Consider the following 14,356-nt stretch of genomic DNA (forward strand, 5'->3'; position numbering starts at 1 on the left):
ACGATGAAAAAGACTGCTCTCGACTTCTGGGTCGGCCTGTTCGTGGTGTTGGGGTTCGTGGCGTTGCTGTTTCTCGCGCTGAAGGCCGGCAACATGAGCTCGTTGTCGTTTCAGGCAACGTACCCGGTCAAGCTCAAGTTCGACAATATCGGTGGACTGAAAGCGCGCGCGCCCGTCAAGAGCGCGGGCGTGACGGTCGGCCGGGTCGCGTCGATCGGCTTCGACAGCAATGCGTACCAGGCTGTCGTCACGATCGATATCGACAAGCAATACCCGTTTCCGAAAGATACGTCGGCGAAGATTCTGACCTCGGGTCTGCTCGGCGAGCAGTACATCGGGCTCGAACCGGGCGGCGACAGCGAAATGCTCAAGGCGGGCGACACGATCTCGATGACGCAATCGGCCATCGTGCTCGAGAACCTCATCGGACAGTTTCTGTATAGCAAGGCCGCGGATTCGGGCGCGTCGAAGCCTGGCGCGTCGCCGGCCGCACCGGCGCCCGCGCCGACGGCGCCGGCCGCGAGCCTGCCGGCGTCCGGCACCGCCGGCCAATAAGGAGAATAAGAAATGCAGACCTCACATACCGGGGGCGCGCGCGCCTTCCAGATAGGCAAGCTGGCGGTCGCGGCCATGCTGCTCGCGGGCTGCACTACGGTGCAAACGCCGACCAAGGGCGATCCGCTCGAAGGCTTCAACCGCACCATCTTTACCGTCAACGACAAGCTCGACCAGTACGCGTTGAAGCCGGTCGCCAAGGGCTACGTGTTCATCACGCCGCAGCCGGTGCGCGACAGCGTGACGAACTTCTTCTCGAACATCGGCGACGTCTACATCGCGGCAAACAATCTGCTGCAGTTGAAGATCACCGACGGTGTCGAAGACATCATGCGGATCGTCATCAACACGGTGTTCGGCGTAGGCGGACTGTTCGACGTGGCGACGCTCGCGAAGCTGCCCAAGCACGACAACGACCTCGGCCTGACGCTCGGCCACTACGGCGTGCCGGCGGGTCCGTACCTCGTGCTGCCGTTGTTCGGACCGAGCACGGTGCGCGACGCGGTCGGTTCGATCGGCAATTACTACGTGAACCCGCTCAGCTACATTCATCCGGATGGCTTGAGCTGGGCGCTGTACGGCATCAACGTGATCAATACGCGTGCGAATCTGCTGAACGCGAGCGATGTGCTGGAAGGCGCCGCGCTCGACAAGTATTCGTTCGTGCGTAACGCGTATCTGCAACGTCGCGAGTACCTGCTGTCGGACGGCAAGCAGTCGGCGTCGCTGCCGAACTACGGCGACGAAGCACCGCTGCCCAAGTACGACGACGTCGACGGCGGCGCGGCTGCCGCCCCGGCGGGCACGCAGGGTGCTGCTGCGAAAGCGGCGCCGCCGCAAGCGGCTTCGGCGGCAGGCGCGGCGGCGGGCACGACTACCGGCACGAACAACGCCGCTGCACCTGAAGCCGCCTCGGGCACGTCCGGAACGCCGCCGCTGGACCTCAACGGCGGTCCTGAAACGACGCAGATTCCGGCCGGTCAATTGGTCCCGCCGTCGCGTTTCAATTTCCCGTCATTCAAATTGCGCTGATCGTGCGGCCGTAACAGTTCGACACGACTCTCGCAGTTTGCGCGTGGATTGCCGCTGAACTCGCGTGTTAATGTCGGCTCAAACGGTTGCACTATTTATAAGGCAAGGCTCGATATGAAAAAATTCCTCCTCATTCCGTTGTTCGCTGCGTTGTTCTCGTTCGCCAGCGCCGGTGCATCGGCACAAACCGTGGACACCAATTCGCCAGACGGCATGATCAAGACGATCACGCAGCAAGTGATCGACGCGGTACGCGCCGACAAGTCGATCCAGCAGGGCGACATCTCGCACATCACCAAGCTGGTCAACGAAAAGATCCTGCCGTACACCGATTTCCATCGCACCACGCAACTGGCCATGGGCCGTAACTGGCGTACGGCTACACCTGATCAGCAGGCGCAGATCGTCGAGCAGTTCAAGATGCTGCTGATCCGCACGTACTCGGGCGCGCTCGCGCAAGTGCGCGACCAGCAGATTCAGTACAAGCCGTTCCGCATGAGCCCGGACGACACCGACACCGTGGTGCGCTCGGTCGTGATGAACAACGGCTCGCCGATCGAACTCGACTACCGTCTGTACAAGACGCCGCAAGGCTGGCGCGTGTATGACATCAACGTGCTCGGCGCATGGCTGATCCAGGCGTATCAGCAGCAGTTCAACGAGCAGATCCAGCAGAAGGGCGTGGACGGGCTGATTCAGTTCCTCACGCAGCGCAACCAGCAACTCGCCGCGGGCAAGCAGTCGTGAGCGAAGTGCTGAGCCCTGTCGCCAACCGCTTCGACTGCGGTGCGACCCTGACCCACGCGAGCGCGAAGGCCGCGCTCGCGGCGGGTTTGCAGCGCATTGCCGCGGGTGCGACCGGTGTGGATTGCGCGGCACTCGCGCAGTTCGACTCGTCCGCGCTGGCGGTTCTGCTCGCGTGGGAACGTGCGGCGCAAGCGCGTGGCACGTCGTTCGAGATCGTCAATCTGCCGGCTGGTCTCGCCAGTCTCGCGCAAGCCTACGGCGTCGATACCCTTATTTCGTCACGACATTGACGCTCCTCTAGCGTCACGGCCAATCCCCCTGGCCGTCATGGGGCTGCTAATTTTTGCCCTATAATCAACCGTTTTTTGGGCAGATCCGGTGATCTTTGCCGGCCCCAATTCCGTCCCCCCAGTACTTTGCGCCCCCATTCAGGCGCCGCGACGCACGCGGCCCACAGTCATGTCAGCCATAGAAATTCGTAACGTCAAGAAGCGCTACAAGGACTTGCAGGCGCTCAAGGGCGTCAGCCTCACGGTGGAAGAAGGCGAGTTCTTCGGACTGCTTGGTCCGAACGGCGCGGGCAAGACGACGCTGATCAGCATACTCGCCGGTCTCGCGCGTGCCGATGAAGGCAGCATCGCGGTGCGCGGCCATGACGTCGTTAGCGATTTCCGCGACGCGCGCCGTGCGCTCGGCGTGGTGCCGCAGGAACTCGTGTTCGATCCGTTCTTCACGGTCCGCGAATCGTTGCGGATTCAGTCCGGCTATTACGGGCTGCGCAATAACGACGCGTGGATCGACGAGATCATGGCCAATCTCGATCTCACCGAGAAAGCCGACGTCAACATGCGCGCGCTGTCGGGCGGCATGAAGCGTCGCGTGCTGGTCGCGCAGGCGCTGGTACACCGGCCGCCGGTGATCGTGCTCGACGAGCCGACCGCGGGCGTCGACGTCGAATTGCGCCAGACGCTGTGGAAATTCATCTCGCGCCTGAATCGCGAAGGTCACACCATCGTGCTGACCACGCACTACCTCGAAGAAGCCGAATCGCTGTGCGACCGCATCGCAATGCTGCGGCGCGGCGAGGTGGTCGCGCTGGAGCGCACCAGCGCGCTGCTGCAGCGCTTCGCGGGCATGCAACTGTTCCTGCGTTTCGCGCAAGGCGTGCTGCCGGCCGAGTTACGGCCGCTCGACGTGGAAAGCGGCGCGGGCAACGGCAATGGCCGTCAGCACCTGCTGCGCCTCGCGAGCTATGACGACGTCGAGCGGATTCTCGCGCAGTGCCGCGCGGCGGGCTGCACGTTCGAAGAAATCGAGGTCCGCAAAGCCGACCTCGAAGATGTGTTCGTTCAGGTAATGAACGGTCCGGAAGTCATCGAGGGGCTGGCATGAGTGGTTTCCGCACGCTGTTTTACAAAGAGCTTCTGCGGTTCTGGAAGGTGTCGTTTCAGACCGTGCTAGCCCCGGTCATTACCGCGCTGCTGTATCTGACCATCTTCGGCCACGCGTTGCGCGGTCACGTCGAAGTCTATCCGGGTGTCGAATACACGAGTTTTCTGATTCCGGGTCTCGTGATGATGAGCGTGTTGCAAAATGCGTTCGCGAACAGTTCGTCGTCGCTGATCCAGTCGAAGATCACCGGTAACCTGGTGTTCGTGCTGCTGCCGCCGCTGTCGCACTACGAAATGTTCGGCGCCTATGTGCTGGCGGCCGTGGCGCGCGGGCTCGCGGTCGGCTTCGGCGTGTTCATCGTGACGATCTGGTTCGTGCCGGTCAGCTTCAGCGCGCCGTTCTACATCATCGGCTTCGCGATTTTCGGCGCGGCGATTCTCGGCACGCTCGGCCTGATCGCCGGCATCTGGGCCGAGAAATTCGACCAGCTGGCGGCGTTCCAGAACTTCCTGATCATGCCGCTCACGTTCCTGTCGGGCGTGTTTTATTCGACGCATACGCTGCCGCCGGTGTGGCGCGAAGTGTCGCGGCTGAATCCCTTTTTCTACATGATCGACGGCTTTCGCTACGGTTTCTTCGGGATGTCGGATATCAATCCGCTCGAAAGCCTGGCGATCGTTGCCGGTTTCTTTGTGGTGCTGGCCGCGATTGCGATGCGCATGCTCGCTTCCGGCTACAAACTGCGCCACTGACAGGAGCTTCTCTCATGTTGCCGACTCCCGAACAGGTCAAGCAATACATCGCGGCTGGGCTCACTTGCCAGCATCTCGAAGTCGAAGGCGACGGCCAGCATTTCTTTGCGACCATCGTTTCGCCGAGCTTCGAAGGCAAGCGTCTGATCCAGCGCCATCAACTCGTGTATGCGGCGCTCGGCGACCGCATGCGCGAAGAAATCCACGCGCTCAGCATGAAGACGCTGACGCCCGCCGAATGGCAGACCGCGTAATCTGGAAATTTAGTGCGAATTACTCAAGAAGGGCGCGACGCCGGCAGCGGCGCGTCGAACACAGTCAAGGCAGCCCCGGCCAAAGGTCTGGGCAATCAGGAAGTGACAGGCATGGATAAACTCGTCATTGAAGGCGGCTACCCACTGTCGGGTGAAGTCGTCGTCTCGGGTGCGAAGAACGCGGCGTTGCCGATTCTGTGCGCGGCGCTGTTGACCGCCGAGCCGGTGCATCTGGAGAACGTGCCCGACCTGCAGGACGTGAGCACCATGCTCAAGCTGCTCGGCCAGATGGGCGTGCGCGTCGAGAGCAGCGAAGGGCGGGTGACGTTGGACGCGTCGCAGATCGACAACCCCGTCGCGCCCTACGAAATGGTCAAGACCATGCGTGCGTCGATTCTCGTGCTCGGTCCGCTGGTGGCGCGTTTCGGCCACGCCCGCGTGTCGCTGCCCGGCGGCTGCGCCATCGGCGCGCGTCCGGTGGATCAGCACATCAAGGGTCTGCAGGCCATGGGCGCCGAGATCGCGATCGAGCACGGCTTCATCGAGGCGCGCGCCACGCGCCTGAAGGGGGCGCGTATCGTCACCGACATGATTACCGTGACCGGTACCGAGAATCTGCTGATGGCGGCGGTGCTCGCCGACGGCGAAACGGTGATCGAAAACGCGGCGCGCGAGCCGGAAGTGGTCGATCTCACGAACCTGCTGGTCGCGATGGGCGCGAAGATCGAAGGGATCGGCACCGACCGCCTCGTGGTCCAGGGCGTCGAGAAGCTGCACGGCGCGAGTCACACGGTGATTCCGGACCGTATCGAAGCCGGCACGTTCCTGTGCGCGGTGGCGGCCGCCGGTGGCGACGTCACGTTGCGCAAGGTGCGTCCGCTGATTCTGGAGGCGGTGACCGAAAAACTGCGCGAAGCAGGCGTCACGATCGAAGAAGGCGACGACTGGATGCGCGTGCGCATGGACAAGCGCCCGAGCGCGGTCACGTTCCGCACCTCCGAATACCCGGCTTTCCCGACCGACATGCAAGCGCAGTTCATGGCGCTGAATACGATCGCGGACGGCACCTCGCAGGTCGTCGAGACGATCTTCGAGAACCGCTTCATGCACGTGCAGGAACTGAATCGCCTCGGCGCCAGCATCACGATCGACGGTAATAGCGCGCTCGTGACCGGTGTCGACAAGCTGTCCGGCGCGAAGGTGATGGCCACCGACCTGCGCGCGTCCGCGAGTCTCGTGATCGCCGCGCTGCGCGCCGAAGGTGAGACGCTGATCGATCGCATCTATCACCTCGACCGCGGTTATGACCGGATGGAAACCAAACTCACCGCCATCGGCGCGAAGGTGCGCCGTATTTCCGGGAGCGAGGCATGAGCTCGATGCCGCAAACGTCGTCATCGCCGGCGGTGAGCGCACCGCTCACGCTGGCTTTGTCGAAAGGGCGTATCTTCGAAGAGACGCTGCCGCTGCTCGCGGCAGCCGGCATCGAAGTGGCCGAAGATCCGGAAACGTCGCGCAAGCTGATTCTGCCGACCACCGACGCCAACGTGCGCGTGATCATCGTACGCGCCACCGACGTGCCGACCTACGTGGAATACGGCGCGGCCGACTTCGGCGTGGCGGGCAAAGACGTGCTGCTCGAACACGGCGGCAGCGGGCTGTATCAACCGGTCGACCTGGATATTGCGCGCTGCCGCATGTCGGTCGCGGTGGCGGCGGGTTTCGATTATGCGAACGCGGTGCGTCAGGGCGCACGCTTGCGCGTGGCGACCAAGTATGTGGAAACGGCTCGTGAGCATTTTGCCGCCAAGGGCGTGCACGTCGACCTGATCAAGCTTTACGGTTCGATGGAGTTGGCGCCGCTGGTGGGGCTTGCCGATGCGATCGTCGATTTGGTGAGCTCGGGCAATACCTTGCGCGCCAACAATCTTGTCGAGGTGGAGGAGATCATGCAGATTTCGTCGCGCCTCGTGGTGAACCAGGCCGCGCTGAAGTTGAAGCGCGCAGCGTTGCGGCCGATTCTCGACGCGTTCGAACGCGCGTCGAAAGCCGGCTGAGCAGCGACCCGCTTGTGCCCGATAGTGCCAGTCTGACCACGCCCTAAAGCGCGCCTTACCGAAACGGATACCGTATGTCTATCAAGATTCGCAAACTCGATTCCACCGCATCCGACTTCCAGAAGTCGTTGCACGCGGTGCTCGCGTTCGAGGCGAGCGAAGACGAAGCAATCGAGCGCTCGGTCGCGCAGATTCTGAACGACGTGAAGGCGCGCGGCGACGCGGCGGTGCTCGAGTACACGCAGCGCTTCGACCGGCTCGAGGCGAAGAGCGTCGACGCGCTCGAATTGCCGATGTCCGAACTCGAAGCCGCGCTCGAAAGTCTTGAGCCTAAGCGCCGCGCGGCGCTCGAAGCGGCCGCGGCGCGTGTGCGCGGCTACCACGAGAAGCAGAAGATCGAATGCGGCAGCCATAGCTGGCAGTACACGGAAGCCGACGGCACGGTGCTCGGCCAGAAGGTCACGCCGCTCGACCGCGCGGGGATTTATGTGCCGGGCGGCAAGGCGGCGTATCCGTCGTCGGTGCTGATGAACGCGATTCCGGCGCGGGTGGCCGGCGTGCGCGAAATCGTCATGGTCGTGCCCACGCCGGACGGCGTGAAGAATCCGCTGGTGCTGGCCGCCGCGTTGCTGGGCGGCGTGGATCGCGTGTTCACGATCGGCGGCGCGCAGGCCGTGGGCGCTTTGGCCTACGGTACGGAAACGGTGCCCGCGGTCGACAAGATCTGCGGTCCCGGCAACGCGTACGTCGCGTCGGCGAAGCGCCGCGTGTTCGGCACGGTCGGCATCGACATGATCGCCGGGCCGTCGGAAATTCTCGTGCTATGCGACGGCACCACCGACCCGCGCTGGGTCGCCATGGACCTGTTCTCGCAAGCTGAGCACGACGAACTCGCGCAATCCATTTTGCTGTGCCCGGACGACGCGTTCATCAACCGCGTGCACGACGCGATCAACGAACTGCTGCCCACCATGCCGCGCCGCGACGTGATCAAAGCGTCGCTCGAAGGACGCGGCGCGCTGATTAAAGTGCGCGACATGGCCGAAGCCTGCGCGATCGCCAACGACATCGCGCCGGAGCACCTCGAAATTTCGGCGTTGGAGCCGCATCAGTGGGGCCAACTGATCCGCCATGCCGGCGCGATCTTCCTCGGCCGTTATACGAGCGAAAGTCTCGGCGACTACTGCGCGGGCCCGAATCATGTGCTGCCTACGTCGCGCACCGCACGGTTCTCGTCGCCGCTGGGCGTCTATGATTTCTTCAAGCGTTCGAGCGTGATCGAGGTCAGCGCGGAAGGTGCGCAGACGCTCGGCGAGATTGCCGCCGAACTCGCTTACGGCGAAGGCCTGCAGGCGCATGCTCGCAGCGCCGAATACCGGATGCGGCAAAACAACGACCGCGGCTGAGTCAGGCCGAGCAGGGCAGCGCGCGGAGAACCGGCCGCGCACTGCGAGAGGCAGCGGGCGTTGCATCGGGCGGATGCCCGCGAACCTCGGCGACAGATTTCATCGGTTTTCCCGTTCAATAAAATGACCCAGACCGGCCTGAGGCAGCCCGCGTGCCGCCGACGCCAGGCCGGAGACCTTCTCGCGACCGGTCCACAGTCCACAGACCTATGACGACACCTCAAGACATCATCCGCCGCGACGTGCTTGCCATGACGAGCTATCCGGTTTCGGACGCCACGGGCTTTCTTAAGCTCGACGCGATGGAAAACCCGTTTCCGCTGCCGCCGGCCCTGGCCGCGCAGTTGGGCGAGCATCTGGCGGCTGTCGCGCTGAACCGTTATCCGGCGCCGCGTCCCGAAGCGCTGATCGACAAGATCAAACGCGTGATGGGCGTGCCGGCCGGTTGCGACGTGCTGCTCGGCAATGGTTCGGACGAGATCATCGCGATGGTGTCGATCGCGTGCGCGCAGCCGGGCGCCAAGGTGCTCGCGCCGATGCCGGGTTTCGTGATGTATCAGATGTCGGCGAAGCTGGCGAATCTGGAGTTCGTCGGCGTGCCGCTGAACGCGGATTTCACGCTCGACACCGAAGCGATGCTCGCGGCGATCGCCGAGCATCAGCCGGCGATCGTCTATCTGGCATACCCGAACAACCCGACCGGCACGATGTTCGACGATGCCGACATGGAGCGCATCATCGCCGCGGCGAACCGGAGCCTCGTGGTGATCGACGAGGCGTACCAGCCGTTCGCGCAGCAAAGCTGGCTGCCGCGCGCCGGTGAGTACGACAACGTCGTCGTGATGCGCACGGTGTCCAAGCTCGGTCTGGCCGGCATCCGCCTCGGCTATCTGGTCGGCAAGCCGGCATGGCTGACCGAATTCGACAAAGTGCGGCCGCCGTACAACACCAACGTGCTCACGCAGGCCGCCGCCGATTTCCTGCTCGACCATATCGACGTGCTCGACGCGCAAGCGGCGCTGCTGCGCGAGGAACGCACGAAACTCGCGCAGGCCGTAGCGGCACTGCCGGGCGCCGAAGTGTTCCCGAGTGCCGGCAACTTCCTGCTGGTGCGGGTGCCCGACGCATCGGTTGTGTTCGAAACGCTGCTGACAGCGCGGGTTTTGATCAAAAACGTGAGTAAAATGCATCCATTGCTGGCGAATTGCGTGCGTTTGACCGTCGGTTCGGCGGAAGAAAATGCGCAACTGGTCGCCGCACTGAAACTCGTGCTGCACTGAACGGCGCGCCGAGCGGCCGCCTCCCCTCCCACCTACCCATCGCTTTCTAGCTCGATTCGAGGAATTACCATGCGCCTTGCGGAAGTCGTTCGCAACACCAGCGAAACGCAGATCCGTGTGAAGATCAATCTGGACGGCACCGGTCAGCAAAAGCTGGCCACCGGTGTGCCGTTTCTGGACCACATGCTCGACCAGATCGCACGGCATGGATTGTTCGACCTCGACATCGAAGCGCATGGCGACCTGCATATCGACGACCACCACACGGTCGAAGACGTCGGCATCACGCTCGGCCAGGCCGTCGCCAAGGCAATCGGCGATCGCAAGGGCATCGTTCGCTACGGTCACTCTTACGTGCCGCTGGACGAAGCGCTGTCGCGCGTCGTGATCGATTTTTCCGGCCGTCCCGGCCTCGAATTCCATGTGCCGTTCACGCGCGCGCGAATCGGCACGTTCGACGTCGATCTGTCGATCGAGTTTTTCCGCGGCTTCGTGAATCATGCGGGCGTCACGCTGCATATCGACAATCTGCGCGGCTTGAACGCCCATCATCAGATGGAAACGGTGTTCAAGGCGTTCGGACGTGCATTGCGCATGGCCACCGAAATGGACGCGCGCGCGGCGGGGCAGATTCCGTCGACCAAGGGCAGCCTTTAAGCACTTTCGAGCCTCCGTTAGCCGGCTTTTTTACCAGGACCGGGAGTCGCGCCGTGTGGCGCTTGCGTCCCGTGTGCAATGGACATTCTGAAGTCGTTTATCTCGCTGCTCGCGTTGATCAATCCGGTCGGCGCCATCCCGTTCTTTCTGAGCCTGACGATGCATCAGAGCGACGTCGAGCGGCGTAGAACCATCCGCATCGCGGCGATTTCGGTGTTCTGCGTGATTGCGGTGACCACGCTGCTCGGACAGCAGATCATCAGCTTCTTCGGCATTTCGGTCGGCTCGCTCGAAGTGGGCGGCGGCATCATCATGCTGCTGATGGCGATCAACATGCTGAATGCGCAGATCGGCAATAGCCGGTCGACGCCGGAAGAGCGCCACGAAGCCGAGCAGAAGGACAACATCGCGGTCGTGCCGTTGGCGATTCCGCTGTTGACCGGGCCGGGCGCGATCAGCACCACGATCATTTACGCGGCCGGTTCGGCGCACTGGTACGACCGGCTCAGCCTCATCGCGATCGGCGCGGTATTGGCGACGATCTGCTTTTTTTCGCTGCGTTTGGCCGAACCGATTGCCCGCTGGGTAGGTCGCACGGGTATCAATATCGGCACGCGGCTCATGGGTTTGATGTTATCGGCGCTGGCGGTGGAATTCATCGTCGATGGATTGAAGGCATTGCTGCCTAACTTGAAATGAAAACTTCGATAGCGATTGTGGATTACGGCATGGGCAACCTGCGTTCGGTGGCCCAGGCATTGCGCAAAGCGGCGCCGGAAGCGGACGTGGCGATCGTCGACCAGCCGGACGCGATCCGCGCGGCCGACCGTGTCGTGCTGCCCGGTCAGGGCGCGATGCCCGACTGCATGCGCAGCCTCGGCGAATCCGGCCTGCAGGAAGCGGTGCTCGAAGCGTCGCGCAGCAAGCCGCTGATGGGTGTGTGCATCGGCGAGCAGATGCTGTTCGACTGGAGCGCCGAGGGCGATACGCCGGGTCTCGGGCTGCTGCCGGGCAAGGTGCTGCGCTTCGACCTCGAAGGCCAACTGCAGGACGACGGCTCGCGCTTCAAGGTGCCGCAAATGGGCTGGAATCGCGTGCGCCAGGCGCAGCCGCATCCGCTGTGGGACGGTGTGGCCGACAACGCCTTTTTCTACTTCGTGCATAGCTACTATGTTGTGCCCGACAATGCCGCCCATACATCGGGCGAAACGGTGTACGGTGTGCCCTTTACCTCGGCGGTGGCGCGGGATAACATCTTCGCGACCCAATTCCACCCGGAAAAGAGCGCCGAAGCGGGGTTGCGTGTGTATCGCAACTTCGTGCACTGGAACCCGTGAGCGCCTTTCTTCATCCTGTTGCCGTGTGCCGGTCCGCCACAAGCGGAGCGTGCGCCGCGCGCCACGACCGTAACACCCAGACCCTGCTGCCCGACGGCGCTCGGCTGGAGCGTCGAAAGAGTTGTACTAAACTAGCGAAACGGCGTTTCAGCGGGCCGGCTCATCAGCCGCTGCCGCCGACCATCAACCCCTTCCCAGACAACACCCGATTGCTATGCTGCTGATTCCCGCCATCGACCTGAAAGATGGTCACTGTGTACGCCTCAAACAGGGCGATATGGACCAGGCGACAATTTTTTCCGAGGAACCGGCGGCAATGGCCCGACATTGGGTCGACCGCGGCGCCCGGCGTCTGCACCTCGTCGACCTGAATGGCGCGTTCGCCGGCAAGCCGAAGAATGAAGACGCGATCCGCGCGATCATCGAGGAAGTGGGCGGCGCGATTCCCGTGCAGCTGGGCGGCGGCATTCGCGACCTGAACACGATCGAGCGCTATCTCGACGACGGCTTGTCGTACGTGATCATCGGCACCGCGGCGGTGAAAAATCCGGGCTTTCTGCAGGACGCCTGCACGGCGTTCGGCGGCCATATCATCGTCGGCCTCGACGCGAAAGACGGCAAGGTCGCGACCGACGGCTGGAGCAAGCTGACCGGCCACGAAGTCGCCGATCTGGCGCGCAAGTTTGAGGATTACGGCTGCGAATCGATCATCTATACCGACATCGGCCGCGACGGGATGCTGCAAGGCATCAACATCGAAGCCACGGTGCGCCTTGCGCGCGCGGTGAAGATTCCGGTGATCGCGAGCGGCGGTTTGTCGAACCTCGCGGACATCGAGTCGCTGTGCGAAGTCGAGGACGAAGGCATTGAAGGCGTGATCTGCGGCCGGGCGATCTACTCGGGCGATCTCGACTTCACGGCCGCGCAGACGCTCGCGGACCGGCTGCGCGAATCGGACGACGCTTAAGGCGCGTTTTAAGGCGCGTTTTAAGGCGCGTTTTAAGGCGCGTTTGGGACGTCGGGCACGGTGCTCTGTTTCACGCTTCTTCGGGCGCGAGTTTCGGGTACGTGCCACCTCGGTCAGGCGTTGCCGGCAACGGATCGCCGGCGTCCGACGCCGTTGTGACGGCGCCGCGCACAGCGTGCGCGCGCATGCCGTCCGCATACAACACACCGGCGGGCGCGGCTCGCCGCAACCGGCCGCGCCGGCCCCGCGCCGCTCGCCCACGCGAGCGGCCTCATCAGCGGTATTGGCAGAATTGCACGATCATGGCTCTAGCTAAACGCATCATTCCCTGTCTCGACGTCACGGCTGGCCGCGTGGTCAAGGGCGTCAACTTCGTCGAACTGCGCGATGCCGGCGATCCGGTCGAAATCGCCCGCCGCTATGACGATCAGGGTGCCGACGAACTCACCTTCCTCGACATCACCGCGACCTCCGATCAGCGCGATCTGATCCTGCCTATCATCGAAGCAGTCGCCTCCCAGGTGTTCATTCCGCTGACGGTCGGCGGCGGCGTGCGCGCCGTCGAAGACGTGCGGCGCCTGCTGAACGCGGGCGCGGACAAGATCAGCATGAACTCGTCGGCGGTGGCGAATCCGCAGCTCGTCAAGGACGCCACGGATAAATACGGCTCGCAATGCATCGTCGTCGCGATCGACGCGAAGCGCGTGTCCGCCGACGGCGAAACGCCGCGCTGGGAAGTCTTCACGCATGGCGGGCGCAAGGCCACGGGCCTCGAAGCGGTCGAATGGGCGCGCAAGATGGCCGAACTCGGCGCCGGCGAAATCCTGCTGACCAGCATGGACCGCGACGGCACCAAGAGCGGTTTCGATCTCGCGCTTACGCGCGCGGTGTCGGACGCGGTGCCGATTCCCGTGATCGCCTCGGGCGGCGTGGGCAATCTGCAGCATCTGGCCGACGGCATCAAAAACGGGCACGCGGATGCGGTGCTGGCCGCCAGCATCTTCCACTATGGCGAGCACACGGTCGGCGAGGCCAAGCGCTTCATGGCCGAGCAAGGCATTTCGGTGAGGTTGTAACGTGGTGAATCCAACGGGCGTGACCTGGCTCGACAAGGTCAAGTGGGACGCGAACGGCCTCGTGCCGGTGATCGCGCAGGAAGCGTCGACGAACGACGTGTTGATGTTCGCGTGGATGAACCGCGAAGCGCTGGCGAAAACCATCGAAACGAATCGCGCGGTGTATTTCTCGCGCTCGCGTCAGCGACTGTGGTTCAAGGGCGAAGAGTCCGGTCACGTGCAGCACGTGCATGAAGTGCGGCTCGATTGCGACGAAGACGTCGTGCTGCTGAAGGTGGAGCAGGTGTCGGGCATTGCCTGCCACACCGGCCGTCACTCGTGCTTTTTCCAGAAATTCGAAGGCTCGGTGGACGATGGCGACTGGCTTGCCGTCGATCCCGTGCTGAAAGACCCCGAACACATCTACAAATGACGCAATCCACGCCCACCTCGGAATCCGCCTCGTCCACCACCGACACGCTGATGCGCCTCGCGGCCATCATCGACAGCCGCAAGGGCGGCGATCCGGACGTTTCGTACGTGTCACGCCTGTTCCACAAGGGCGATGACGCGATCCTCAAGAAGATCGGCGAAGAAGCCACCGAAGTCGTGCTGGCCGCCAAAGACACGCGCCACGGTGGCGCGCCGAAGGCGCTGGTCGGCGAAGTCGCGGATCTGTGGTTTCACTGCCTCGTGATGCTGTCGCACTTCGAACTGAGCCCGGCGGATGTACTCGCCGAACTCGAACGCCGCGAAGGGCTGTCGGGCATCGAGGAAAAGGCGCTGCGCAAAAGCCGCGAGCGCGAGCAGAACGGCGACTGAACGTCGCGCGTCGTCCTGCCTTGAATTGGCGGGTGACGGGGCG

General features: G+C 63.4%; 18 protein-coding genes. All 18 read left to right on the plus strand.

Annotated features, from left to right (window positions below):
- Positions 1-3: 3 nt before the first annotated feature.
- Positions 4-555 carry an outer membrane lipid asymmetry maintenance protein MlaD gene (gene mlaD, locus B0G83_RS30830; RefSeq protein ID WP_105511204.1) on the plus strand — a complete coding sequence of 184 codons (552 nt, stop codon included), beginning with the start codon at positions 4-6 and terminating at the stop codon, positions 553-555.
- 12 nt (positions 556-567) lie between these two features.
- Positions 568-1,587 carry a VacJ family lipoprotein gene (locus B0G83_RS30835; protein ID WP_105511128.1) on the plus strand — a complete coding sequence of 340 codons (1,020 nt, stop codon included), beginning with the start codon at positions 568-570 and terminating at the stop codon, positions 1,585-1,587.
- Between the two features lie 114 nt (positions 1,588-1,701).
- Positions 1,702-2,334 (plus strand): phospholipid-binding protein MlaC, encoded by a 633-nt coding sequence (locus B0G83_RS30840; RefSeq protein WP_105511129.1) that lies wholly within the window; start codon positions 1,702-1,704, stop codon positions 2,332-2,334.
- Complete coding sequence (locus B0G83_RS30845; RefSeq protein WP_105511130.1) at positions 2,331-2,624, plus strand: lipid asymmetry maintenance protein MlaB; 294 nt, start codon at positions 2,331-2,333, stop codon at positions 2,622-2,624. The genes B0G83_RS30840 and B0G83_RS30845 overlap by 4 nt, the downstream gene beginning before the upstream one ends.
- A 169-nt stretch (positions 2,625-2,793) precedes the next feature.
- Positions 2,794-3,726, plus strand: a complete 933-nt coding sequence (locus B0G83_RS30850; RefSeq protein WP_105511131.1) for an ABC transporter ATP-binding protein — start codon at positions 2,794-2,796, stop codon at positions 3,724-3,726.
- Complete coding sequence (locus tag B0G83_RS30855) at positions 3,723-4,478, plus strand: ABC transporter permease (RefSeq protein ID WP_105511132.1); 756 nt, start codon at positions 3,723-3,725, stop codon at positions 4,476-4,478. The genes B0G83_RS30850 and B0G83_RS30855 overlap by 4 nt, the downstream gene beginning before the upstream one ends.
- Positions 4,479-4,492: 14 nt before the next feature.
- Complete coding sequence (locus tag B0G83_RS30860) at positions 4,493-4,732, plus strand: BolA family protein (RefSeq protein ID WP_035554861.1); 240 nt, start codon at positions 4,493-4,495, stop codon at positions 4,730-4,732.
- Positions 4,733-4,843: 111 nt separating this feature from the next.
- Positions 4,844-6,106: a UDP-N-acetylglucosamine 1-carboxyvinyltransferase gene (gene murA, locus B0G83_RS30865; RefSeq protein ID WP_105511133.1), complete on the plus strand. Its 1,263-nt coding sequence runs from the start codon at positions 4,844-4,846 to the stop codon at positions 6,104-6,106.
- Positions 6,103-6,789, plus strand: coding sequence for an ATP phosphoribosyltransferase (gene hisG, locus B0G83_RS30870; RefSeq protein ID WP_105511134.1), 687 nt, complete (start codon positions 6,103-6,105; stop codon positions 6,787-6,789). Before murA ends, hisG begins: the two co-directional genes overlap by 4 nt.
- Positions 6,790-6,863: 74 nt before the next feature.
- Positions 6,864-8,195, plus strand: a complete 1,332-nt coding sequence (gene hisD, locus B0G83_RS30875) for a histidinol dehydrogenase (RefSeq protein ID WP_105511135.1) — start codon at positions 6,864-6,866, stop codon at positions 8,193-8,195.
- A 209-nt stretch (positions 8,196-8,404) separates the two neighbouring features.
- Positions 8,405-9,475 carry a histidinol-phosphate transaminase gene (hisC, locus tag B0G83_RS30880; RefSeq protein WP_105511136.1) on the plus strand — a complete coding sequence of 357 codons (1,071 nt, stop codon included), beginning with the start codon at positions 8,405-8,407 and terminating at the stop codon, positions 9,473-9,475.
- 69 nt (positions 9,476-9,544) lie between these two features.
- A complete protein-coding gene (gene hisB / locus B0G83_RS30885) occupies positions 9,545-10,132 on the plus strand; it encodes an imidazoleglycerol-phosphate dehydratase HisB (protein ID WP_105511137.1) in 588 nt (195 codons plus the stop codon).
- A gap of 78 nt (positions 10,133-10,210) precedes the next feature.
- Positions 10,211-10,831 carry a MarC family protein gene (locus tag B0G83_RS30890; RefSeq protein ID WP_105511138.1) on the plus strand — a complete coding sequence of 207 codons (621 nt, stop codon included), beginning with the start codon at positions 10,211-10,213 and terminating at the stop codon, positions 10,829-10,831.
- Positions 10,828-11,469, plus strand: coding sequence for an imidazole glycerol phosphate synthase subunit HisH (hisH, locus tag B0G83_RS30895; protein WP_105511139.1), 642 nt, complete (start codon positions 10,828-10,830; stop codon positions 11,467-11,469). The genes B0G83_RS30890 and hisH overlap by 4 nt, the downstream gene beginning before the upstream one ends.
- A gap of 214 nt (positions 11,470-11,683) precedes the next feature.
- The gene (hisA, locus tag B0G83_RS30900) at positions 11,684-12,436 is read left to right on the plus strand and encodes a 1-(5-phosphoribosyl)-5-[(5-phosphoribosylamino)methylideneamino]imidazole-4-carboxamide isomerase (RefSeq protein ID WP_035554885.1); all 753 of its coding nucleotides are present in this window, start codon (positions 11,684-11,686) and stop codon (positions 12,434-12,436) included.
- Between the two features lie 302 nt (positions 12,437-12,738).
- Positions 12,739-13,512, plus strand: coding sequence for an imidazole glycerol phosphate synthase subunit HisF (gene hisF, locus B0G83_RS30905; RefSeq protein ID WP_105511140.1), 774 nt, complete (start codon positions 12,739-12,741; stop codon positions 13,510-13,512).
- Between the two features lies 1 nt (position 13,513).
- Positions 13,514-13,924: a phosphoribosyl-AMP cyclohydrolase gene (gene hisI / locus B0G83_RS30910; RefSeq protein ID WP_181157138.1), complete on the plus strand. Its 411-nt coding sequence runs from the start codon at positions 13,514-13,516 to the stop codon at positions 13,922-13,924.
- Positions 13,921-14,313 (plus strand): phosphoribosyl-ATP diphosphatase, encoded by a 393-nt coding sequence (locus B0G83_RS30915; RefSeq protein WP_105511141.1) that lies wholly within the window; start codon positions 13,921-13,923, stop codon positions 14,311-14,313. Before hisI ends, B0G83_RS30915 begins: the two co-directional genes overlap by 4 nt.
- Positions 14,314-14,356 lie beyond the last annotated feature (43 nt).

Source organism: Paraburkholderia sp. BL21I4N1, assembly GCF_002973525.1.
Classification (GTDB): Bacteria; Pseudomonadota; Gammaproteobacteria; order Burkholderiales; family Burkholderiaceae; genus Paraburkholderia.